General features: G+C 58.9%; 17 protein-coding genes and 1 pseudogene. 2 read left to right on the plus strand and 16 right to left on the minus strand.

Features of this window, described 5'->3' with window-relative positions; genetic code table 11:
* Positions 1–395 precede the first annotated feature (395 nt).
* Both ACYVGC_RS11240 and ACYVGC_RS11245 read left to right on the plus strand, forming a co-directional pair.
* The gene (locus ACYVGC_RS11240) at positions 396–608 is read left to right on the plus strand and encodes a hypothetical protein (protein WP_460583924.1); all 213 of its coding nucleotides are present in this window, start codon (positions 396–398) and stop codon (positions 606–608) included.
* The gene (locus ACYVGC_RS11245; RefSeq protein ID WP_460583925.1) at positions 601–1,068 is read left to right on the plus strand and encodes a nucleotidyltransferase; all 468 of its coding nucleotides are present in this window, start codon (positions 601–603) and stop codon (positions 1,066–1,068) included. Before ACYVGC_RS11240 ends, ACYVGC_RS11245 begins: the two co-directional genes overlap by 8 nt.
* Before the next feature lie 45 nt (positions 1,069–1,113).
* On the opposite strand, the gene ACYVGC_RS11250 is transcribed toward ACYVGC_RS11245, so the two are convergent.
* The 16 genes and pseudogenes from ACYVGC_RS11250 to ACYVGC_RS11325 form a co-directional block, all read right to left on the minus strand.
* Positions 1,114–3,390: a glycoside hydrolase family 3 protein gene (locus ACYVGC_RS11250; protein WP_460583926.1), complete on the minus strand. Its 2,277-nt coding sequence runs from the start codon at positions 3,388–3,390 to the stop codon at positions 1,114–1,116.
* An 87-nt stretch (positions 3,391–3,477) separates the two neighbouring features.
* On the minus strand, positions 3,478–5,877 hold the full coding sequence (locus ACYVGC_RS11255; RefSeq protein ID WP_460583927.1) for a glycoside hydrolase family 3 C-terminal domain-containing protein: 2,400 nt from the start codon (positions 5,875–5,877) through the stop codon (positions 3,478–3,480).
* Positions 5,878–6,028: 151 nt separating this feature from the next.
* A complete protein-coding gene (locus ACYVGC_RS11260) occupies positions 6,029–7,513 on the minus strand; it encodes a RagB/SusD family nutrient uptake outer membrane protein (protein WP_460583928.1) in 1,485 nt (494 codons plus the stop codon).
* A gap of 42 nt (positions 7,514–7,555) precedes the next feature.
* A complete protein-coding gene (locus ACYVGC_RS11265) occupies positions 7,556–10,912 on the minus strand; it encodes a TonB-dependent receptor (RefSeq protein WP_460583929.1) in 3,357 nt (1,118 codons plus the stop codon).
* Between the two features lie 253 nt (positions 10,913–11,165).
* Positions 11,166–12,200 carry a FecR family protein gene (locus ACYVGC_RS11270; RefSeq protein ID WP_460583930.1) on the minus strand — a complete coding sequence of 345 codons (1,035 nt, stop codon included), beginning with the start codon at positions 12,198–12,200 and terminating at the stop codon, positions 11,166–11,168.
* A gap of 171 nt (positions 12,201–12,371) precedes the next feature.
* A complete protein-coding gene (locus tag ACYVGC_RS11275) occupies positions 12,372–12,965 on the minus strand; it encodes an RNA polymerase sigma factor (protein WP_460583931.1) in 594 nt (197 codons plus the stop codon).
* A 252-nt stretch (positions 12,966–13,217) separates the two neighbouring features.
* Positions 13,218–13,724: an NADH-quinone oxidoreductase subunit J family protein gene (locus ACYVGC_RS11280; RefSeq protein ID WP_460583932.1), complete on the minus strand. Its 507-nt coding sequence runs from the start codon at positions 13,722–13,724 to the stop codon at positions 13,218–13,220.
* 78 nt (positions 13,725–13,802) lie between these two features.
* Positions 13,803–14,387 (minus strand): NuoI/complex I 23 kDa subunit family protein, encoded by a 585-nt coding sequence (locus ACYVGC_RS11285; protein ID WP_460583933.1) that lies wholly within the window; start codon positions 14,385–14,387, stop codon positions 13,803–13,805.
* 41 nt (positions 14,388–14,428) lie between these two features.
* On the minus strand, positions 14,429–15,535 hold the full coding sequence (gene nuoH / locus ACYVGC_RS11290; protein ID WP_460583934.1) for a complex I subunit 1/NuoH family protein: 1,107 nt from the start codon (positions 15,533–15,535) through the stop codon (positions 14,429–14,431).
* Between the two features lie 128 nt (positions 15,536–15,663).
* Positions 15,664–16,689: an NADH-quinone oxidoreductase subunit G gene (locus ACYVGC_RS11295; RefSeq protein ID WP_460583935.1), complete on the minus strand. Its 1,026-nt coding sequence runs from the start codon at positions 16,687–16,689 to the stop codon at positions 15,664–15,666.
* A 136-nt stretch (positions 16,690–16,825) separates the two neighbouring features.
* A complete protein-coding gene (gene nuoF, locus ACYVGC_RS11300) occupies positions 16,826–18,163 on the minus strand; it encodes a complex I 51 kDa subunit family protein (protein WP_460583936.1) in 1,338 nt (445 codons plus the stop codon).
* 11 nt (positions 18,164–18,174) lie between these two features.
* Complete coding sequence (locus tag ACYVGC_RS11305) at positions 18,175–18,747, minus strand: NADH-quinone oxidoreductase subunit NuoE family protein (protein ID WP_460584065.1); 573 nt, start codon at positions 18,745–18,747, stop codon at positions 18,175–18,177.
* A gap of 23 nt (positions 18,748–18,770) precedes the next feature.
* A complete protein-coding gene (locus ACYVGC_RS11310) occupies positions 18,771–20,033 on the minus strand; it encodes an NADH-quinone oxidoreductase subunit D (RefSeq protein ID WP_460583937.1) in 1,263 nt (420 codons plus the stop codon).
* Between the two features lie 132 nt (positions 20,034–20,165).
* On the minus strand, positions 20,166–20,735 hold the full coding sequence (locus ACYVGC_RS11315; RefSeq protein WP_460583938.1) for an NADH-quinone oxidoreductase subunit C: 570 nt from the start codon (positions 20,733–20,735) through the stop codon (positions 20,166–20,168).
* 106 nt (positions 20,736–20,841) lie between these two features.
* Positions 20,842–21,396 (minus strand): NADH-quinone oxidoreductase subunit B, encoded by a 555-nt coding sequence (locus tag ACYVGC_RS11320; protein WP_283564674.1) that lies wholly within the window; start codon positions 21,394–21,396, stop codon positions 20,842–20,844.
* A 194-nt stretch (positions 21,397–21,590) separates the two neighbouring features.
* Positions 21,591–21,968: pseudogene (locus ACYVGC_RS11325) on the minus strand (NADH-quinone oxidoreductase subunit A); the annotation flags it as partial.
* Positions 21,969–22,016 lie beyond the last annotated feature (48 nt).

Genomic DNA, 22,016 nt, shown 5'->3' on the forward strand with positions numbered 1-22,016 from the left:
ACGAATTAGCTGGCTTGTTTTTCTTGATTATAGCCGGCGCCTTTATTTGGATGGGCTAGAAGACAATAAATAACAAGGAGCCCGCGCTTCAATTTGGACGTACTGGGATTTGGACACCGAAGCTTGGTGCTATTCAGTGGCAGGATGTCTTGTTAGATTTTGGCCGAGTTAGTACTGGTAAAGCAGGTAGCTTCGACACACTGAAAATTCTAGACCGCCAGACTGCCAGGCAACTCGATGCGGTAATAATCAACACATTTAGTGAATCAATAGAAAACTTGGAGACCTCGCTGCAAAGCTGTAAGAAAGAAAAGTTTAAGTAACAAAAGCGGCGACTGAGGAATCAGTCGCCGCTTTTGTTTTGAAGAGATTAACCTGCCGCATATATTTACTACATGACTTTTCGCCTTGACCGCACTGCTCACCATGCGGGCACGCACGAGCAGACCGAGCAGTATCATGCTCAACAACAGCCAGCGACTCCAGCAGAGCGGTTACAAGCGGCTGCATACCTTAACAGTGTAGCTTTTGGCTACAACCAAGCCGAGCCGCCCCGGCTCGACCGTACGGCGTTTGCCATGCGTCGTCATGCAGTGCTCAATGGCTAATTTATTCAACCAGGACTTTCAGGATTTTCTGCGGGCTTTCCATAATCAGCGGGTGCGCTATGTGCTGGTGGGTGGTTACTCCGTTATTCTGCATGGTTACAGCCGAACCACTGGCGACCTAGATTTATGGGTGGAGAAATCAAGTGAAAATTATATGAGGCTGGCCCAGGCTTTTCAAGAATTTGGAATGCCCACGTTTGATATGACGGCTGATAATTTCTTGCAAAACCCTGATTTTGATGTTTTCACGTTTGGTCGACCTCCTGTTGCCATAGACATTATTACCAACCTAAAGGGATTGATTTTTGAGGAGGCTTACGCGGCGGCTACTGACACAGAAGTGGATAATTTACCGATTCGGCTTATTTGGTATCAACACCTGATAAAGGCTAAGCAAGCGGCTGGTCGGCCCCGTGACCAGGATGATTTAGATAATTTAAAGAAGCACAAAAGAAAATAAAAGTAGTCCTCGAAATCTCGGGGGACGCTTTTATTTTCTTCGTAGTTATAGCGTAAAAGTTGCTTTCTGGCGAATGTCATCCGACGCGCTGCCTACGAGCACCTCAAACTGGCCGGGCTCCAGCACCCACTGCTTCTTAGCCTCGTCGTAATACTGGAAGGCGGTGGCCGGCAGCTGCATGGTCACGGTCCTCGACTCGCCGGGCTTGAGCGCGACTTTGTCAAATGCTTTTAATTCTTTCTCGGGCCGCTTTACGCTGGCTTTCAGGTCTTTCACATAGAGCTGCACGATTTCAGAGCCGGCCGTTTTACCGGTGTTGCGCACCGTGAGGGTTACGGTGGCGCGCTGCGGGCCGGGCGTCACGCTCAGCTTGCCGTAGTCGAAGGTGGTGTAGCTGAGGCCGTGGCCGAAGGCAAACTGCGGCTTCACCTGGTAGGTGTCGTAATAGCGGTAGCCCACCCAGATGTCGTCTTTGTAGGTCTGTTTCAGCGGGTTGCCGGGCGTGCTGGGGTATTCGCCCAGCTTCATGGCGGGCGCGTCTTCCAGCTTTACGGGGAAGGTGAAGGGCAGCTTGCCCGAGGGATTTACGTCACCAAACAGGATGTGGGCCAGCGCGTTGCCGCCTTCCATGCCGGGGTACCACGCCTCGATAATACCGCGGGCCTGGCCGGCCCAGGCGGCTACTTCGATGGGGCCGCCGCCCAGCAGCACCACCACGGTGCGCGGGTTGGCGGCCAGCACGGCCTGCACCAGCTCGTCCTGGCCGAAAGGCATTTTGAGGTCGGGCTTGTCTACGCTTTCGGCGTCGTAGGCATTGTCGTTCCACTTGGTGTAGTCGTAGCCGTGGGTGGAGCCGCCCACGAAAATCACCTCGTCGGCCGCCTTGGCAGCGGCTACGGCCTGCGCAATCAGCTGCGGGTCAGCCTTTTGGTCGCGGGCGATGGTGTAGCCGGGTGCGTACGTTACATTCACGCCGCTACCCAGCTCATTCTTAATGCCTTGCAGCGCCGTAATCTCATACTTGGCCTTCACTTGCCCGCTGCCGCCGCCCATCGAGTTGGCGCGGTCAGCATTGGCCCCAATAACGGCCACGGTCTTGATTGACTTCTTGAGCGGCAGTAGGTTGCCTTCGTTTTTGAGCAGCACAATACCTTCTTCGGCTACTTTGAGGGCGGTGGCCTGGTGCTCCTTGGTGTTGTAGGCGCCGGGCTGGCGCTTGGGGCCGCCGAGCATATGGGTGGCGTACATCACCCGCAGAATGCGCCGCACTTTGTCGTCGAGCAGGGGCAGCAGAGTGGGGTCTTTTTTGGTGGCTTCCAAAGCCGGGTCGGCCAGGAAAAAGCGGTCGTAATAGCTGCGGGCGGGCGTGGTGGTGGCCGTGCTGGCAGTGGCGGCACTCTGGTCTATACTCTTGTACATGAGGGCGAGGTCAGTACCCATTTCCAGGTCGGTGCCGTTGCGCAGCGCCTCCTGGGTGTTGTGCACTGAGGCCCAGTCACTCATTACCAGTCCTTTAAAACCCCATTCGCCCTTCAGAATGTCGTTCATCAGGTAGGCATTTTCGGTGGCGTAGGTGCCCCGAAACTTGTTGTACGAGCCCATCAGCGAATACACGCCGCCCTGCTGCACGGCCGCCCGGAAGCCCGGCAGGTAGATTTCGCGCAGCGCCCGCTCGCTCATGTTCACGTCGATGTCGTCGCGGTGCGTTTCTTGGTTGTTGGCCGCAAAGTGCTTCACGCAGGCCGATACGCCCTGGTCCTGCACGCCCTTGATGTAGCCCACCACCATCTCGCTCACCAGGTAGGGGTCTTCGCTGAGGTACTCGAAGTTGCGGCCGTTGAGCGGCGCGCGCACGATGTTGATGCCGGGGCCCAGGATGATGTCCTTGCCGCGGGCGTTGGCTTCGCTGCCCAGCACCGTGCCGTAGGCGTAGCCCAGGGCGGGGTTCCAGGTGGCGGCCAGGGTGTTGTTGGTGGGCATGTAGGTGCCGGCATCGTCGGCCCCCACGGGAGGCTTCCAGTTGCGGCCCTGCTCGGGGCGCACGCCGTGCGGGCCGTCGGAGGTCATTACTTCCGGAATGCCCAGGCGCGGCACGCCCCCGGCGGCAAAGGCCGAGTTGGCGTGAATCATGTGCACCTTTTCTTCCAACGTCAGCTTTTGGAGCAGGGCATTGATTTCGGCATCGTGGGTGGTGAGCGCCGCCTGGCGGTTGGGCGGGGTGGCCGTCGGTTTTTTTGCCGGGGCTTGCGCCGCGCAAAATGCGCCACTGGTAAGCAGGGCCGCGCCAACGGCGGTGGCAACGTATAAGGGTAGGTAACGCATTGGTTAGCCGAGTTTAACTAGGTTGCAGAGGTAAGCACCCTGGCTTTTTGCCCATTGGGAAAATAACCAGGGTACCCTTCCAGAAAATTATTTTTTAGCGCTGCCGGGCCGCGGCTGGCCGGCTTTCAGGTCGGTTAGCGGCTGCTTGGGCACCAGCAGCGGGCGGCTTTTCATTACTACCTGCGCGGCGGGTAATTGGAAGGTAGCCTGCTGCTTGATGGCTCGCGACGACGCGCCCACCCGCACGGTGTAGGTGCCGGCTGCGGCCACCCACGACGAACTAGGCGTGTCGAACGAAGCCAGGTCCATGGCCGCGAGCGGGAACGTGAGCGTCTGCGACTGGCCAGGGGCCAGCAGGTTAGTTTTGGCGAAGCCTTTCAACTCGCTGGCGGGCTTGTCGAGCGGGCCGGCCGGGGCGCTCAGGTACAGCTGCACCACTTCCTTGCCCGCCACCTGGCTGGTGTTGGTCACGGTGAGCGTGGCCGTGAGGCCGCTGCCGAAGGTGGAACTGCTCAGCTTAACCGGGCCGTAGCCGAAGGTGCTGTAGCTCAGGCCGTAGCCAAACTCGTAGGCCGGCTGCACGTTGAAGGTATTGTAGTAGCGATACCCCACGTAAATACCTTCCTCATAGGTATTTACCGAAGGCACGCCCATGAAGGCGTTGCCTTTCGAGGCGTCATTGCCAGGCAGTACTTTACCAGGGAAGTTCTGCCCGTAGGGCACGTCGGCGTAGCTCATGGGGAAGGTGGTAGCCAGCTTACCCGAGGGGTTGACCTTGCCGCTGAGCACATCAGCCACGGCGTTGCCGCCTTCCTGGCCCGGCTGCCAGGCCAGCACAATGGCGTCGGCCTGGTCGCGCCAGCTGGCTACTTCGGTCACGCCGCCCACGTTCAGCACCACCACCATTTTCTTGCCTTTGGCGTGGAAGGCCGCGCTCACCTGCTTCAGCAGGATTTGCTCGGCGGCGGTGAGCGTGAAGTCGCCGGCCACTTTGCGGTCGCCGCCTTCGCCGGCACTGCGGCCGATGGTGACCACGGCCACGTCGGCGGCCTGGGCGGCGGGGGTTAGCAGGGCCGGGGTCAGGGCCATTTCGGCAATCACCGGGGCCGGGTCGAGCAGGCCACGCTTCTTGGGCAGCTTGGCTTTTTCGGCTTTCAGGTACTGGCTATACGCCTGGTTCAGGGGCGCATCCACGGCAAAGCCCGCGCTGGTCAAGCCCTGCGCAATGGCAATGGTGTAGGCCTTGTTCACGTCGCCGCTACCCGTGCCGCCCGCAATGAGGCTGTACGAGGTGATGCCAAACGCCGCTACCCGGCGGCCAGCGGCCAGCGGTAGCGCCGCGCTTTGGTTGCGCAGCAGCACCATGCCCTCGGCGGCGGCCTGGCGGGCCACAGTGGCGTTGGCTTTCAGAGCCGGCTGGCTGGTGTATTTGTCACCCTTGAAGGTGGGCGACTTCAGCACCAGGCGCAGCACGCGCACTACGTTGGTATCAAGCTGGGCCTTGGTGAGCTGGCCGCTTTTGAGGGCCGCCAAGATGGCCTGGGTCTGGGTGTACACGCCGGGCATCAGTAGGTCATTGCCGGCTTTGAGCTGGGCTACCGGGTCGTGGCCGCCGTACCAGTCGGTCATTACCAGGCCCTTAAAGCCCCACTCGTCGCGCAGCAGCGAGGTCAGCAGCTCGGGGTTTTCGGAGGTGTAGGGGCCGTTTACTTTATTGTAGGACGACATCACCGTCCAGGGCTGCGACTTTTTCACGGCCAGCTGAAAGCCCCGCAGGTACACCTCGCGCAGGGCGCGCTCGCTCACCGTAGAAGTAAGCTGCATCCGGTTGAATTCCTGGTTGTTAACCGCGAAGTGCTTGATGCTGGTGCCCACGTTGTTCGACTCTACGCCGTTGACCAGCGCCGCCGCCATGTTGCCGGCTATCACGGGGTCTTCGGAGTAATACTCGAAGTTGCGCCCACCCAGTGGGTTGCGGTGAATGTTCATGCCCGGCGCCAGCAGCACATCAATGCCAAAGGCCCGCACCTCGCTGCCAAACGCCACGCCCACCCGCCGCACCATGGCCGTATCCCAGGTGGAGGCCAGCAGCGTGGCCACCGGAAAGGCGGTGGCGTAGTACGTCTTCGTGCTGTCCTTACCCCGAATGGGGTCGATGCGCACGCCGGCCGGTCCGTCGGAAAGCGTGAGCGACGGAATACCCAGCCGCGCCACGGCGTGGGTGCGGCCGGCCGCGCCGGGTACTTTTTCGGGTATTTCCTTGTCGCCGGGGTTGCCCGCCGGCAGCGCGCCCGGCGGAAAGCCCGCCGGGTAAAAGCCCATGCCCACCACCAGCTGCACTTTCTCTTCGGGCGTAAGGGCCGTTAGAATTTCTTTGAGGCTGGCCTGGCCCAGCTGGGGGAGGCCACTTTTGGGGGATGCGCAAGCGCCGAGCAGGCCGAGCGCGGCCAGGGCCCACGTGGGGCGGATAGTTGGTTTGGGGGGCATGGGCAGGGAAAGAAAAGAAACGGAGTCGAATTTAAGCAGGTTTTGTAGATAGTTTATTAACAAATAGGTAGTTATGAAAAAGAACGTCATGCCAACCAACGGAAAGCATGACGTTCTTCGGGCGCTGTGGGCAGCTTAGCTAGTTAAGTTATTAGTAACCAGCATTTTGGGTTAGATTGGGGTTCACGTCAATCTCGGCCTGCGGAATGGGCAGCAGCACGTTGAAGGGCTTGATGCCCTTGGCTATCAGGTTGGGGTCGGTAACCAGCGTATTGGTGCGCTTCATATCGTACCAGCGGTCCATCTCGAAGGCCAGCTCGTAGCGGCGCTCCTTGAGGATGGTGGCGAGGTAGTTGGTGGTGTTGGCGGCGGTGCGGTCGGGCAGACCAGCGCGCTTGCGCACTACGTTGAGGGCGGCATAGCCATCGGCCGTAGCACCCAGGGCCTCCGCCTTAATGAGGTACATCTCGGAGAGGCGCAGCACGGGCACGTTTAGGGGCGAGTCCCAGATGGTGGAGGTGGCGCCGGCGTAAAACTTGCGTACGTTGTAGCCATTGGGGTCGCCCTCCAGCTTGGCGGGCTGCACCTGGCCATCGGGGTACTTATCGCCGGGCACAAAAATGGACGGGGCCTTGCGGGTGTCGCCCGTTTCGTAGCCCAGCACAAACTCCTGCTCCGGGATGTTGAAGCCGTAGCCGCCGCCTGATACTACGTAGGGGTTACCGAAGAAGCGCGCGCCCCAAAACTCGTTGATGCCCGAGCCCGGCCCGTCGAGCGTGTACTGGTTGAGGCCGCTCTTGTACTGCACCTCAAACAGCGACTCCTGGCCGTTCTCATTTTCGAGCTTGAAGTTGTCGCCGTAGTTGGCCCACAGCGTTTTACCCGAGCCTGCAATAACGGCCTGGGCCTGGATGGCCGCGTCGCTCATTTTGTTTTCGGTGAGGTACACCTTGGCCAGCAGGGCCGTGGCGGCCCACTTGGTGGCATGGCCGATGTCGTCGCCACTGTAGGTGGCGGGCAGCTTGGTGATGGCGTCCTTCAGGTCGAGCTCAATCTGGGCGTATACTTGGGCGGCGGGCGTGCGGGTCACGTTGGCCACTTCGCCGGGGCTGGCGGCCGGCGTCAGCACCAGGGGCACATCGCCGAAGCCCCGCACCAGGGCAAAGTAGTAGAAGGCCCGCAAAAACTCGGCCTCGCCCAGGCAGCGGTTCTTCAGGGTCGCGTCCATATCGATGGCCGGCACGCGGGCCAGCACCTGGTTGGCCGCCCCAATGCCCAGGTAGGCGCGCTGGAAGTGGCTGGTCGTAACCGGGTTACTGGCCGGAATGGAGTAGTTATCCAGCTGCTGAAACTCGATGCCATCGGCCGCGCCGCCGCCGCCCACGAAGGAGTTGTCAGCCATAATGTCCATGGCCCACAGTGAGTGGCCATAAAAGCCATCGCCCCGAATCTGGGCATAGGCGGCCGTGGTGGCCTGCACGGCATCGGTCGAAGTTTTGTAAAACAGCTCGGTCGACACCGCGTCGCGGGGCTGCAAGTCGAGGTATTCTTTGGTGCAGCCGGCCAGCAGCCCCAGCGCCAGCAGGGCCGCGCTCGCCCCGAGGGGCTTTTTAAACGCTATAAAGTGGAGTGACATAAGGGTGGGATTTTGAAGGGTGAAGGCTTTAGCAGCAAGTGCTTAGAAGCCCAGGTTGAGGCCCGCCAAGAACACGCGCGCCTGCGGATAAATGCCCCGGTCGACGCCCAGGCTATTGCCCTGGTTGCCCAGCTCGGGGTCAAACCCAGTGTATTTGGTCACGGTAAACAGGTTCTGCGCGCTCACGTATACCCGCACGCGCTGGGTGTGCAGCGTGGTGAGCATGGCGGCGGGCAGGGTGTAGCCCAGCGTGAGCAGCTTCATGCGCAGGTAGGAGCCGTTTTCCACGTAGTGGCTCGAAATGCGGATGTTCTGGTTGGGGTCGTTGTACACGGCGCGGGGCACGTAGTTGCTGGTGTTGGGGCCGGTCCAGCGGTCCAGGGCAATGGTGCCGGCGTTGGTGGCGGCAGCCAGGCCACCCTCCAGGTAGTAGCGGTTCAGGTTGTACACATCGTTGCCCTGCGAGCCTTGTAAGAACACATTCAGGTCGAAACCCTTGTAGGAGAAGGTGTTATTGAGGCCGTAGGTGAAGTCGGGGTTGGGATTGCCGATGTAGGTGCGGTCGAGGCCGTTCACCACGCCATCGCCGTTCAAATCCTTGAACTTGATGTCGCCGGGGGCCGTGCCCGAAGTCTGGTACACCTTGCTGGGCGAGCCGTTGTTGAGTGATGCCAGCTCGTCGGCGGTCTGGATGAGGCCGTCGGCCACGTAGCCGTAGAAGGCGCCAAAGGCCTGGCCCACGTCGTAGCGCGTCAGGTTAGAGCCGCCCCGAATACCCTGGCCGTTGAATGGCTTGCCTACGCCCAGGTCGGTAATCTTGTTGCGATAAGCCGACAAGTTCAGCGTGGTCGACCAGGTGAAGCCGCCGGGGTCGGGGCTCACGAAGTTGCTCGTCGTGATGGACAAGTCCACGCCCCGGTTGCGTGAGGCAATCGAGTTGGTGGGCACGGCATCGCTGGTGCCCGACACCGCCGATACCGGCACGTTGAGCAGCAGGTTGGGCGAGGTGCGCTGGTAGAGGTCTACCGACGCCGTCACCCGGTTCTGCCAGAAGCCCATGTCCAGGCCAATGTTGTACTGAATGTTGTTTTCCCAGCGCAAGTCATTGTTAGGCAAGCGGGTAGGTACGCCGCCGGTGGCCAGGTTCTGGCTGCCCGTACCAAACACATAGCCGTAGTTCGTGCCCGCGTTGATGGTGGGCAGGTAGCCAAATGCGCCGGCGTTCAGCGGGTTACCCACCTTGCCGTAGCCCAGGCGCAGCTTCAGGTTACTCACCGCGCTGATGTCCTTCATGAATTCCTCTTCCGAGATGCGCCAGCCCGCCGACAGGCCGGGGAAGAAGCCAAACTTGTTTTCCAGCGCGAAGGCCGACGAGCCGTCGTAGCGGGCAATGGCCGAGAACAGGTATTTGCCGGCAAAATCGTAGTTGAAGCGCCCGAAGTAGCTGGCCAGTCGGCTCTGCCCGTTGCCGCCGTTGTTGTTGATGAGGGCATTTATTGGGCCCCGGTCAATGGTTACCAGCGCGTTGTTGGGGTAGCCCGTGCGGCTGCCGCCCAGGTAGAAGTAGTCGAACTGCTGGGCCGACTGCCCGAGCAGCAGCGTAAAGTGGTGCTTTTCCGAGAAGGTGCGGTCGTAGGTGGCCGTGTTCTCGATGAGGTAGCTCGGGTTGTAGTTGGAGTTGCTGCTACCCGACGAGTTCTGCGGCTGGTACTTGGCCGAGCCCACAATGGACGGGTAAAACTGGTCGTTCTGGTTGAACTGCAAGTCGGCCCCCACGTTGGTGCGCAGGCGCAGGCCCTTAAACGGCTCCAGCTCGGCGTAGAAGGTGGTGGTGATGCGGTTGCGGTTGTTGCGGTTGCGCGGCCGCAGGGCGCCCGTCACGGGGTTTTCCTCGCCAAAGAAGTCGGTGCTGTTAAACTCGTAAAAGCTACCGTCGGGGTTATAGGCCGGCCGAAAGGGCGGGGCCTGCAAGGCCAACTGAATGGGCCCCGAAATCTCGTTGTTGTCATTGGCCAGCGGCCGCTCCTCCTGGTGGGTGAGGGCCAGCGTGTTGCCAATCTTCAGCACTTTGTTCAGCTGAATCTCCCCGTTGGAGCGTACTGTAAAGCGCTGAAAATTCGAGCCGATGATGGTGCCGTTCTGCTGGAAATAGCCGGCGCTGATGGCGTAGCGCGCCTTCTCGCTGCCGCCCGTGGCCGACAAGGAGTAGTTCTGAATGCGGGCCGGCTGAAAAATCGCGTCCAGCCAGTTGGTGGTTTGCAGCGCCGCTATCTTGTCGGGCGTGTCAAACAGCGGGTTGAGCGGCACGGGCGTCTGGCCCGCAAACTGCGTATTGTAGTTGTTGCGCGCCTCGTTGTTGAGCGTGGCGTACTGCTGCGAGTTGAGCAGCCCCGGCTGGCGCCACACGTTTTGCACGCCCAGGTAGCCATCGAAGTTGACGTTGGACGTGCCCGCCTTGCCGCGTTTGGTGGTGATGAGCACCACGCCGTTGGCGGCCCGCACCCCGTAGATGGCCGTGGCCGACGCATCTTTCAGTACGTCAATGGTTTCGATGTCGTTCGGGTTGATGCTACTCAGCTCCGTGCCCGTGGCATTGCCGTTGCCATCCACCGCCGAGGGTAGCGGAAAGCCATCGACCACGTACAGCGGCGAGTTGTTGCCGGCCGAGGTAACGCCCCGCACCCGGATGGAGGTGCCGCCCTGCCCACCCGGCGCGCCCGAGTTGGATACCACCTGCACGCCCGCCGCCCGGCCCTGAATGGCCTGCGCGGGGTCAGCCACCGGCTGCGACGCAATCTCGCGGCCCGATACCGAGGCCACGGCGCCCGTCACGCTCTGGCGCTCCTGGGTGCCGTAGCCCACCACCACTACTTCGCTCAGCGCCTGCTGGTCATCCTTCAGCAAGATGGCTATACTGCTCGTGGGGCCGGTTATGGGCAGCTCCTGCTTGGCATAGCCCACGTTGCTGAATACCAGGGTACTGCCCTCGGGCACGTCGAGCGAAAAGCGGCCGTCGGCATCGGTACTGGTGCCAATGGTAGTACCTTTTACCACCACCGTTACGCCGGGCAGGCCATCGCCGCTAGGCTGCGTCACGCGGCCCGACACGGGCACGTTGGCCGCGGGCTTGGCCTGGCTGAGGATAACGCGGTTGTTGCGTACCTCGTACGCAATTTTGCGCGGGGCCAGCAGCTCGTCCAGCACCTGCGTGAGGGGCTTGTCGGCCAGCTTCAGCGATACCCGCCGGCTGGCCCCAATCAACTTGGGGCTGTACACAAACTTGATGTGCAGCTGGCTGGACAACTGGTCCAGTACTGACTCAATCGTCTGTGATTCAATTTTTACCGTGACCTTGCGGTCTAGCACAATCTGGGCCCGAATGGAGCCGCCGGCTGCCATACTCGCCAAAGGCGACACTAGGCAGAGGTGGAGCGCGAGCACACTGGCTGGGCGCCAGAGGCCTCGCTGGGGAGGTACGCCGTTTTTCATACGCCGAAGTTGGTTGAGGGTGGGAAATGGAGAAAGTGATAGTCTATCCAGTTGAAAAAGAGCATGATAGACTTAATAGAGCAGGTAGTGGGCCGCCGCGGTACCAGGCGGCGGGTGTCGTAGTGCGCAGGGCGCGAGGGCGTAGCGCCGGGTCGGTTAGCTCTTAGCCAGCGGTATCACACCCAGAGCTTTCAAACATAATTTGAGCATTGTTTGCCTTCTTATAACTGGCATCCAAGGCTTTACACAAAGCGTCGAGCTGTTCGAACAGGGGTTCCTGGTCAAAATCTATCGTGATGGTACACTCCCGCAGCTTCGCGGGGTCGTACACGATATTGACGCCGTACGCTTTTGCCAAAGCGGCTAATACCTCGGCCACCGGCCGGTTTTTGAATGTCAGCGTTTGGGGGGCCAGCAGCACCGGCTGCTCCACCAGCGTTTTGGTAAGTGCCTTACTAGCAGTGGAGTATAATACCTCCTGGTTGGGCAGCAGCAGTACGCCGTGCGCCGCCGGCTGGGCAGGCGTGGCCGCCAGCTCGGCCCCCGCGCGGGGCTGCACCGAAACGCGGCCCTCGCGCACTGCTACCTTGGCCTCCATGCCGGCGTAGGCGGTCACCAAGAAGCTAGTACCCAGCACGGTAGTTACCAGCTTATCGGTAAAGACCAGAAAAGGTCGGGCCGGGTTTTTGGTTACCTTAAAGCAGGCTTTGCCTTGCAGGTACACTTCACGCCGGGCCCCCAGCAGGCCATCTGCATAGCGCAGAGTGCTGCCCGGGTACAGCGTTACGGAGCTGCCATCGGCCAGGGTTAAGTGCTGCGCGGGTTGGTTGGTATTGGTGCGCTGCACCCAGTGCGCCGGTGGGGCGGCTGCTTGGTGCCGGGGTAGCCACCAGCCCATACCCAACCCCAGCAGCGCCACGGCCGCCCAGCGCAATGCCGGCCGCCGCCACAGCGCGGGGGGGCGCATCAGCAGCTGCACTGGCGCGGGGGGCACCACCGCGGCCGGGGCCTGGGTAAGCTGCTCAATGCGCTGCCACATAGCAGCCCGCACCTGCTCCTGCGATTCGGGCTGCAACAGCAGGTTTTCAGCCTGCCCCAGCTGCTGGCTCCACTGCTCCACCAGCTGCTGCTCGCTGGCCGGGCTGCGGCCGCAGAGGTAGCGTTGGAGCAAATCGTCAAATTCAGCTTGGGTTATCATGGTAATAGCGGGCTTCTACCAAGGAAGACGCGCAACTACTACTGACCCCTAACGTATTAAGAAAATTCTTTGCGCCCCTAGCCGAGAGAACTGCCTACGTTTCCAATTCCCACAATCCTTTTAACTTGTAAAGTATTGAAAATAAATTGATTGTGTGAAATCAGGTCTTTGTTAGCTAACTAAGAAAAACAGCCCCATCAACACAAAGTCCCGCAAATAACCCCGGAGCAGCCGGCGCGATTTTGTGAGGTGATACTCCACCGCCTTCGCAGAGAGGTTGAGCTGCTGCGAAATATCCTGCACAGAAAAGTGCTCCAGCCGGTTGAGCCGAAATATTTCCCGCGATTGCTCGGGCAAGCACAGCATCGCTCTGGCAAAGGCTTCGGACAGGTCGGCTGCCGCAAGGGCTTGCTCCGTTTCTTGGGTCATTTCCTGCTGGTGCCAGCGGCAGTAGTCGGCGTAGGCGGTGCGCACCTGGTTTGCCCGTAAATACCCAATAATGCGGTGGTTGATAGCGCCTATTAAGTAGGACTCCAGCTGCTCAATGTGGTGCTCGGCCCGCTTGTGCCACAACGCGGCAAACAGGTCCTGCACCAGTTCCTCAGCCGTTTCCCGCGATTTTAGCTTGCGGTAGGCCAGCCCAAACAGGCGCTGCCAGTACCGCTCATATACCTCTGCAAAGGCCGCGCGGTCGTCCTGGGCCAGCGCCCGAAGCAGTGCCTCGTCGGCCCAGGCTGCGCATGCTCGTTGCGAAGAAGTGTTCACAAGCCAGTAGAAGAAGGGTGGGAGAAAGCACTACAGTGGGCGTGTGGTAAATGTACTGAATGTTACTGGTAAATTTCTCTTTCGCTAAGTACTTGTTAATCAATTAAATAGATTATTATAGAAATAGCCATGCTGCTGTTAGCTCAGCTGTCGCGTTAGTTTGCTGGCTTGGGCTTAGTACAACTACTTCGGACAAAAAAAAGAGCGGTAACTGCCTATGCAGTTACCGCTCTTCAATTCAAGAGGCAGATTCTAGAAATTCCGCTCGCCCGTTTCGCGCTTACCCAGCATCACTGAGCCCACCATCGCGGCCAGCAACAGAATAGAAGCCAACTCAAACGGCAGCGAATACTGCTTAAACAGTACCATGCCCAGCCGGTCAACCATACCCACTTGCGAGTCGAACGTAGCCGGGTCGTAGCCCGTGGGCTGCACATTGTGCAGGGCGGCCACCATTATCAGCAGCAGCGAGCCGCCGGCAATAGTAGCGGCCACCTTCGCCAGCATCGGCTTGTGCGGCTCGGTATCCTGGTTGAGGTTCAGGAACATAATCACGAACAGAAACAGCACCATAATGGCCCCCGCGTACACGATGATATTCACAGCGGCCAAAAACTGCGCGTTAAGCATCAGGTAATGAGCCGATAGCGTGAAAAACGTGAGAATAAGGAACAGTACGCTGTGCACTGGGTTTTTGGTCAGTACCACGCCCAGGGCACTCAGCAAGGCTACGAACGCAAGGAAAAGAAAGAGGGACATACACTAGGTGGTAAGCTTTAGCTTGCCGTTCTGCTTGTGAGTTTTAGTAATCGGTAAGCCAACGCTTGCCGCCCAGCACTAGGCTGGAGTTGCCTGGCCGCGCAGCTTATCAGCCTGCTCAAGCGTGAGCTGGATGCCGCGCTTCGAGCGGTTATCCGGCGACACGGGCTCCACCAGCCGGTCTTTGCCATAAATGAACTCGTCGCGCTCGTAGCGCGGCGGCGCCATTTTATCGGCTTGCAGGTACACGGCCGCCTTAGGGCAAGCCTCCTCACACAAGCCGCAGAAGATGCAGCGCAGCATGTTTATTTCGTAGCTAACGGCGTATTTCTCTTCGCGGTAAAGGTTTTGCTCGCCCTTTTTGCGCTCGCCGGCTACCATCGTAATGGCCTCGGCGGGACAGGCTACGGCGCACAGGCCGCAGGCCGTGCAGCGCTCGCGGCCCTGCTCATCGCGCTTGAGCACGTGCAGGCCCCGAAATACCGGTGAGAACGGGCGCGTTTCTTCGGGGTAACGAATGGTCACCTGCTTTTTGGTCGCGGCCCGGTAAAAGTGCCGCATGGTAATGGTCAGGCCCTGAAAAATCGCTGGCAAGTAAGCCCGCTCGGCGAGCGTCATGGGCTTCTTTTCCAGTTTCTTGGCGCGGTTGCTTAGCGATTGCATAGGTCAGGTAGATAGGGCGTGGAACGGGGAGCGGCAAAGGCCTAGCTTACCAACCACCACGACTTTATTTCCGGGATAATGCCGGTAGTGATGAGGCCGCCAGTGAGTAGGATGTTGAAGATAGCCAGTGGGATAAGAATAGTCCAACCCAGGCGCATCAACTGGTCATAGCGGAAACGTGGCAGCGTCCAGCGCACCCACATGAAGAAGAAGATGAACGAGAAAATCTTGGCAAATACGCTCACCACGCCCAACATAGCCACGATGTTTTGGGCCGCATCCAGCGACAGACCCTGCGCATTGTGCAACCAGCTTTGCAGCTCGTACTGGAAGGGGAAGTTGAAGCCCCCGAAGTAGATAACGCTCATCACGGCCGAAGCCACGAACACGTTGATGTACTCAGCAAACAGGTACAAGCCCATTTTCATGGAGCTATACTCGGTATGATAGCCGCCCACCAGTTCGGTTTCGCACTCGGGCAAGTCGAAGGGCGTGCGGTTGGTTTCGGCAAAGGCACACACGATGAAGATGAGGAATCCCAGCGGCTGCTTCACCACGTTCCAGAAGTGCCACTCGCCGGGTACCGACTGCTGCAGCGTGATGTCGCGCAGTGATAGCGAGCCCGACATCATGAGCACCGCAATCAGAGCTAGGCCCATGGCAAGCTCGTAGCTAATGTTCTGAGAAGCAGCGCGAATGGCACCCAGCAGCGAAAACTTATTATTGGAAGCCCAGCCGCCAATCATGATGCCGTACACGCCCAGCGACACAATGCCGAACACGTAGAGCATGCCCACGTTGATTTCAATGCCCTGCAAGTGCACCACAGTTTCGCCAAACTTGAGGTAGCTACCAAATGGAATAACTGCCGACGACATCAGGGCCGTAATCATCGCCAGGCAGGGCCCAAAGACGAACAGCGCCTTATTGGCCCCGGCCGGAAAGAATTCTTCTTTTGTGAAGAGTTTTACAGCATCGGCCAGCGGCTGCGCGAGGCCCCAGGGCCCGGCGCGGTCCGGCCCCACGCGGTCTTGCAAAAAGGCGGCGATAACGCGCTCCGCATAGGTGCAGTAAGTGGCAATCAGCAGCGAAACGCCGAAAACGACCAGAACAACGAGGCCTTGCCAGCCTAGATTCTCGAGAGGCATAAATAAAGTGTCAGGCTGAGCGTGCGAAGTAGCTTATCCGATTCGCGGCGCTTTTGTAATAAGTGGCTCTGACAGAAGCAGCTGTGATAAGATGCTTCCTCCGTCAGCATGGCGAAAATCGTGAATACTTAGAAAGTGGTGCCGCTCAGGCCACCCAGTTTCAGGGGCGGGTTTTGTTCTAGCTCGCGCACGGTGCTTTCGGGCAAGTCGGCAATTACCTGGGGGTTGATAACCGGCAACTCGTAGTGGTTAGCCGAAATAACCGAGGAGCGGTCGATATGCGCCGGACCTTCAATTATCCAATCAGCCGTCTCCTTTTTTTCGAATCGGCATTCATTGCAAATCCACTCTTTCACTTCGCCGTATTCGTCCTTTCGGGCCGTCACGCGCAGTACGTCTTTGCCTTTGTACCAGAGCGTTACGTGGCCCGTGCATTTCTCGTGGCCGCAGTCGCGGTGCGCATTTACCGGTTTGGTAAACCACACGCGCTGCTTGAAGCGGAACGTCTTATCAGTCAGCGCGCCCACGGGGCACACATCAATCACGTTGCCGCTGAAGTCGTTGGAAATCGTATTCTCAATGTACGTCCCGATTTCGGAAGCATCGCCCCGGCCCAGTACGCCGTGCACGCGGGCCTCGGTGAGCTGGTCGGCGGTGTATACGCAGCGGTAGCACAGGATGCACCGCGTCATGTGCAGCTGGATATAGGGGCCGATGTCAATTTTCTCAAACGTGCGGCGCTCCTCTTCGTAGCGCGTAGTGCTCACGCCGTGCTCGAAAGCGAAGTTCTGCAAGTCGCACTCACCAGCCTGGTCGCACACCGGGCAGTCGAGTGGGTGGTTGATGAGCAGCATCTCTACAATGCCCTTGCGCACATCAAGAACCTGCTGGCTGGTCGTGTTTTCGACTACCATACCATCCTGCACCGGCGTAATGCACGAGGCCACCAGCTTGGGCATGGGGCGCGGGTCCTTGGCTGAGCCGGCCGCCACGCGAACCAGGCAGGCGCGGCACTTGCCGCCGCTGCCTTTCAGAGGTGTGTAGTAGCACATGGCGGGCGGCACCACGCCGCCCCCGATTTTGCGGGCCGCGTTGAGGATGGTAGTACCGTCGGGTACTTCTACCTCAATTCCGTCGAAGGTTATTTTAGCCATTAGAATAAATACGGCTTATGAATACGTTTGTCATCCTGAGCTTGCGAAGGACCTTATCACGCGCGCGTCGTTGGATTAAGTTAACCTGAGGGGCGCAGCCGTGATAAGATGCTTCGTTCCTCAGCATGACAGTTAATTAGGCCAGTACCATATTGCCCCGGTACACCGCGCCCGGCGCAGTTGCCTCCTTGGGGTGCGTTACGTGCCACTCAAACTCGTCGCGGAAGTGGCGTACGGCGGCGGCCACCGGCCACGCAGCGGCCTCGCCAAGCGGGCAAATGGTGTTGCCCTCAATCTGCTTGGCCACGCTCACTACCAGGTCGATGTCGTGCATCGAGCCGTGGCCGTGCTCTAGGCGATGCAATACCTTCTCCATCCAGCCGGTGCCTTCGCGGCAGGGCGAGCACTGGCCGCAGCTTTCATGGTGGTAGAAGCGTGAGAAATTCCAGGTGTTCTTCACGATGCACGTCGTTTCGTCCATCGCAATAAAGCCGCCCGAACCCAGCATGGTACCCGTCACGAAGCCGCCATCGCTCAGCGACTCGTAAGTCATGAGACGCGGTTCGCCAGCGGCCGTTTTGAGTATCAGTTCCTTGGGTAGAATTGGCACAGAGGAGCCTCCAGCCACTACGGCCTTCAGCTCACGCCCTTTCCAAATACCCCCGCAGTACTCATCAGAGTAAATGAATTCTTCTACCGGTACCCCCAACTCCAACTCGTAGATGCCGGGCTTATTGAGGTGGCCGCAGGCCGAAAATAGCTTGGTACCCGTGCTTTTACCCACGCCGAGTTTGGCATATTCATCGCCACCCAGGTTGAGGATAGGCACGACACTAGCAAGGCTTTCCACGTTGTTGACCACCGTAGGCCGGGCGTATAGGCCCTGCACAGCCGGGAACGGCGGCTTGTTGCGCGGGTTGCCCCGCTTGCCTTCCAGCGATTCCAGCAGTGCCGTTTCTTCGCCGCAGATGTACGCGCCAGCGCCCGGATGTACGTGCAAATCAAGCGAATAGCCCGAGCCCTGAATATTCTCACCTAGAAAGCCAGCCGCATAAGCTTCGGCAATGGCTTTCTCTAGAATACGCAGCACGTACAAAAGCTCACCGCGAATATAGATGTAGCTGGTGCGCGCCCCCAAGGCATAGCTACCCGCAATCATGCCCTCGATGAGCAGATGCGGCAGCTTCGACATCAGGTAGCGGTCCTTAAATGTACCGGGCTCTGACTCGTCTGCGTTGCAGACGAGGTAGCGCGGCACGCCCTCGGGCTTAGCCAAGAAGCTCCACTTAAGGCCCGTAGGGAAGCCGGCACCGCCGCGCCCGCGCAGGCCCGACTTTTTTACTTCTTCCACCACCTCGTCGGGCGTCATTTTTAGCGCCTTTTCCACGGCGCGGTAGCCGCCGTGCTTGCGGTACACAGCGAAGGTTTCAATGCCTTCAACGTTGACGTGTTCGGTTAATAGCTTGCGTCCCATAACGTTGGCTGTTAGTTGTTTTGCAATGAAGTTGGCAGGCCGTTTTCCTCCCAAGGCAGGATGGGCCGGTGCACCAGGCCGCGCAGTTCATCGAGCATAGCGGTCACGTTGGCTTCCGTGTCGAGCGACTCGTAGTATTTCTCGCGCACCTGCACTACGGGGGCAAAGCCGCAGGCAGCCAGGCATTCCACTTCTTTAAGGGTGAAGTGACCATCGGGCGAAGTGCCGCCCACCTTCGCGCCGGTAATGCGCTCTAAGTGAGCTGTTAGCTCATCGGAGCCGCGCAGCATGCAGGGTCCGGTGCGGCAGATTTCCAGTACGTGCTTGCCTACGGGCTTGAGGTTGAACATCGTGTAAAACGTGCTTACCTCGTACACTTCAATGGAGCGCAGGCCCAGAGTTTCGGCTACCAAGTCTTGCACCTCGGGGCTTACCCAACCGCCAAACTCGGCCTGCGCAATGTGCAGCACGGGCAGCAAGGTTGACTTCTTGCGGTCGTCGGGGTAATGCGTAAGCAGGCGCTTAATTTCGGCCTGGGCGGCGGGCGAAAACTGAAGTTTGGTGGGCGTGGTAGTCGGCTCCATATCAAGTACTTTCAACTAAAAAACTAGGCGTCCAGCTCGCCGGCAATCACGTTCATCGACGACAAAATCACGATGGCATCCGAGAGGCTTGTGCCCACTACCATTTCCGAATAGGCTTGGTAATAGATGAAGCACGGCCGGCGGAAGTGCAGGCGGTAGGGCGTGCGCCCACCGTCCGAAACCAGGTAGAAACCCAGCTCGCCGTTGCCGCCTTCCACCGAATGGTACACTTCACCCACTGGAGCGTCAATCTCGCCCATAATGATTTTGAAGTGATAAATCAGGGCCTCCATGTTTTTATACACGGCTTCCTTGGTGGGTAGGTAGTAATGCGGCGCGTCGGCGTGAAAAGGCCCATCGGGCAGGCGGTCAAGTGCCTGATTGATAATGCGCAGGCTCTGCCAAATTTCCTCGTTGCGCACCATGAAACGGTCGTAAGTATCGCCGTTGGTGCCTACCGGAATGTCGAACTCGAAGTCCTCGTAGGAAGAATAAGGGTTCATTACCCGCACGTCGTAATCGACGCCCGCGGCCCGCAGGTTGGGGCCGGTGAAGCCATAGTTCAATGCCTTCTCCGCAGTAATAGGGCCCACGTTTACCACGCGGTCCATGAAGATGCGGTTGCGATTGAACATCGCCTCAAATTCCTTCATTACGGCCGGAAACTCCTTCAGCCAAGTGCGCAGCTTGTCGATGGCCACGGGCGTGAGGTCGCGCTCCATGCCACCCACGCGGCCCATGTTGGTGGTGAGGCGCGAGCCGCACACTTCCTCGTAAATCTCGTAAATCTTTTCGCGCTCCTGGAACACGTAGAGGAAGCCGGTGAAGGCCCCCGTGTCTACGCCCAAGATGGAGTTGCAGATAAGGTGGTCGGCAATACGGGCCAACTCCATCATTATCACGCGGATATACTGGGCGCGCTTGGGTACCGTTACGCCGAGTAGCTTTTCTACCGTCATGTGCCAGCCCATGTTGTTGATGGGTGACGAGCAGTAGTTCATGCGGTCCGTTAGGGGCGTAATCTGATAGAACGGCCGTCGCTCCGCGATTTTCTCAAACGCCCGGTGGATGTAACCGATAGTCGGCACGCCCGAAATGATGCGCTCGCCATCCATTTGCAGGATATTCTGAAAAATGCCATGCGTGGCGGGGTGCGTCGGGCCCAGGTTGAGGGTCGTGAGCTCCTGCGAAAAGTCGTTGAGGGTGGGCACCAACTGACCGCCCTGCTGCTCGCGGGCCTCTTCAGTTATCTTGTGGGTGCCGGCCAGGGCGTCGTTTACTGCCATAGTTACTGCTGTCATGCCACATCTGGCGTTCGCCTGCGAAGCATCTTATCACGCTTACGCCGCTCGGATTACTGATTTCTGACGAAGCAGCTGTGATAAGATGCTTTCTTCGTCAGCATGACAATCTAAAAATTAGCGACCAAAGAAGAGGTCGGTTTTGTCTTCGCGGGTGCCGTCTTCCACGGGGTACTGCTTGCGCATGGGGAAATAGTCCATGTCCTCCACATTCAGAATGCGGCGCAGGTTGGGGTGGCCGGTGAAGATGACGCCGTAGAAATCGTAGGCTTCGCGCTCCATCCAGTTGGCGGCCGCGTAAATATCTGATAGCGTGGGTACTACTGGGTCGGCTACCGGGAAGAATATCTTGATGCGCAGCCGGATGTTGTGCACCAAACTGTGCAAGTGGTAAATTATGCCGAGCTCTTGGTTCAGGTTCTCGGGATAATTGATGCCGCACATAGTGGTAAGGAAGTGAAACTTGAGCGTTTCATCCTGCTGCAAGCCCGCCACGATGCCATGGATGTGCTCACGCTTGGTCGTTACCGTGAGCAGGCCGTAGGGTTCGCTCACGTCGCTAAACGTGGCCTCGCCAAACAGGCTGTGCAGCAGCGCCAGTATCTGGGCGTTTTGCTGCGCGGTGGGGTCCTGGGCAGCGACGGTTTCCTGCGCGGCGGTCGATTCTTCTTTGGTCGGGTCAGCCATGCTTTTTAGCTGTTAGCTTATGGCTACTAGCTGTTAGCTTTTTACTGAAACGCTTCAAAAAAGAGGAAGCTAACAGCTAACAGCTAAAGGCCAATAGCTAAAGAAATTACTTGATATTGTAGGAAGCCAGCAGTGCAGCGTACTCGGGCGAGTTGCGGCGGCGGATGCTCTCGTTTTTGGCGAGGTCCTGCACGCGCATCAGGCCATCGAGCACTTGCTCGGGGCGGGGCGGGCAGCCGGGCACGTACACATCAACCGGAATGATACGGTCGATGCCTTGCAGCACCGAGTAGCTGTCGAAAATGCCGCCCGAGCAGGCGCAGGCGCCCATGGCCAGCACCCAGCGGGGCTCGGCCATTTGCTCGTACACCTGCTTCACGATGGGGGCCATTTTCTTAGCGATGGTGCCCATTACCATCAGCAAGTCGGCCTGGCGGGGCGAGAAGCTGGGGCGTTCGGAGCCAAAACGTGAAATGTCGTAGTGGGCGCCCATGGTGGCCATGAACTCGATGCCACAGCACGAGGTAGCAAACGGCAAGGGCCACAGCGAATTAGCGCGGGCAATGCCCACCACTTTCTCCAGAGAAGTAGCAAAAAAGCCCGCGCCTTCGATGCCCTCGGGGGCCGACACGGATTTGATTTCAGGAACGCGGGTATCCATATTCAATTATCAGTTAACAGGTATCAATTATCATTTCAATTAGCAATCAGCAAGTTACGATGCGCGAAAACGTGTCGTATTACTGATAATTGGTAATTGATGACTGATAATTGCTAGGCGGCCTGGGCAACCTCGGCAGGCTGCTTAGCCAACACCGGCTTTGCCGTGAAAGTTTGGCTGGGCACGGCCTCGTTCCAGCGCAGAATGCCTTTTTTGATAACGTAGCCGAAGCCCGCCATGAGCAGCGTCATGAAGATTATCATCTCCACGAAGCCAGCGGTGCCGAGCTGGCGGAAGTTGACGGCCCAGGGGTACATGAAGATTACCTCCACATCAAACAGCACAAACAGGATGGCCGTGAGGAAGTACTTCACCGAGATGGGCGTGCGGGCGTTGCCCACGCTTTCAATGCCGCATTCGAAGGAGGCGTCTTTTACTGTGCTGTGGCGCTTGGGCCCCACGAGGTGCGACACAACCATGGCGAAGGCGACGAACGCCACGGCCAGCCCAAACTGAATGAGGATGGGCAGGTAGTCGCTGGGCTGGTAGGCGGAATTAACAACGAGTAGCATACAGGTCAGCTAGTTAGGTAGCAAGCGCTTTAGCGCAGACAGGCAAAG

It is taken from the genome of Hymenobacter arcticus (assembly GCF_054779975.1).

Bases quoted from the DNA above. Each gene is read 5' to 3' on its own strand.
- nuoH (WP_460583934.1), bottom strand. From the start codon at position 15,535: ATGCCTCTCGAGAATCTAGGCTGGCAAGGCCTCGTTGTTCTGGTCGTT.
- ACYVGC_RS11265 (WP_460583929.1), bottom strand. From the start codon at position 10,912: ATGGCAGCCGGCGGCTCCATTCGGGCCCAGATTGTGCTAGACCGCAAG.
- ACYVGC_RS11280 (WP_460583932.1), bottom strand. From the start codon at position 13,724: ATGTCCCTCTTTCTTTTCCTTGCGTTCGTAGCCTTGCTGAGTGCCCTG.
- ACYVGC_RS11250 (WP_460583926.1), bottom strand. From the start codon at position 3,390: ATGCGTTACCTACCCTTATACGTTGCCACCGCCGTTGGCGCGGCCCTG.
- ACYVGC_RS11245 (WP_460583925.1), top strand. From the start codon at position 601: ATGGCTAATTTATTCAACCAGGACTTTCAGGATTTTCTGCGGGCTTTC.
- nuoF (WP_460583936.1), bottom strand. From the start codon at position 18,163: ATGGGACGCAAGCTATTAACCGAACACGTCAACGTTGAAGGCATTGAA.
- ACYVGC_RS11295 (WP_460583935.1), bottom strand. From the start codon at position 16,689: ATGGCTAAAATAACCTTCGACGGAATTGAGGTAGAAGTACCCGACGGT.
- ACYVGC_RS11320 (WP_283564674.1), bottom strand. From the start codon at position 21,396: ATGGATACCCGCGTTCCTGAAATCAAATCCGTGTCGGCCCCCGAGGGC.
- ACYVGC_RS11260 (WP_460583928.1), bottom strand. From the start codon at position 7,513: ATGTCACTCCACTTTATAGCGTTTAAAAAGCCCCTCGGGGCGAGCGCG.
- ACYVGC_RS11270 (WP_460583930.1), bottom strand. From the start codon at position 12,200: ATGATAACCCAAGCTGAATTTGACGATTTGCTCCAACGCTACCTCTGC.
- ACYVGC_RS11255 (WP_460583927.1), bottom strand. From the start codon at position 5,877: ATGCCCCCCAAACCAACTATCCGCCCCACGTGGGCCCTGGCCGCGCTC.
- ACYVGC_RS11305 (WP_460584065.1), bottom strand. From the start codon at position 18,747: ATGGAGCCGACTACCACGCCCACCAAACTTCAGTTTTCGCCCGCCGCC.
- ACYVGC_RS11310 (WP_460583937.1), bottom strand. From the start codon at position 20,033: ATGGCAGTAAACGACGCCCTGGCCGGCACCCACAAGATAACTGAAGAG.
- ACYVGC_RS11315 (WP_460583938.1), bottom strand. From the start codon at position 20,735: ATGGCTGACCCGACCAAAGAAGAATCGACCGCCGCGCAGGAAACCGTC.
- ACYVGC_RS11240 (WP_460583924.1), top strand. From the start codon at position 396: ATGACTTTTCGCCTTGACCGCACTGCTCACCATGCGGGCACGCACGAG.
- ACYVGC_RS11285 (WP_460583933.1), bottom strand. From the start codon at position 14,387: ATGCAATCGCTAAGCAACCGCGCCAAGAAACTGGAAAAGAAGCCCATG.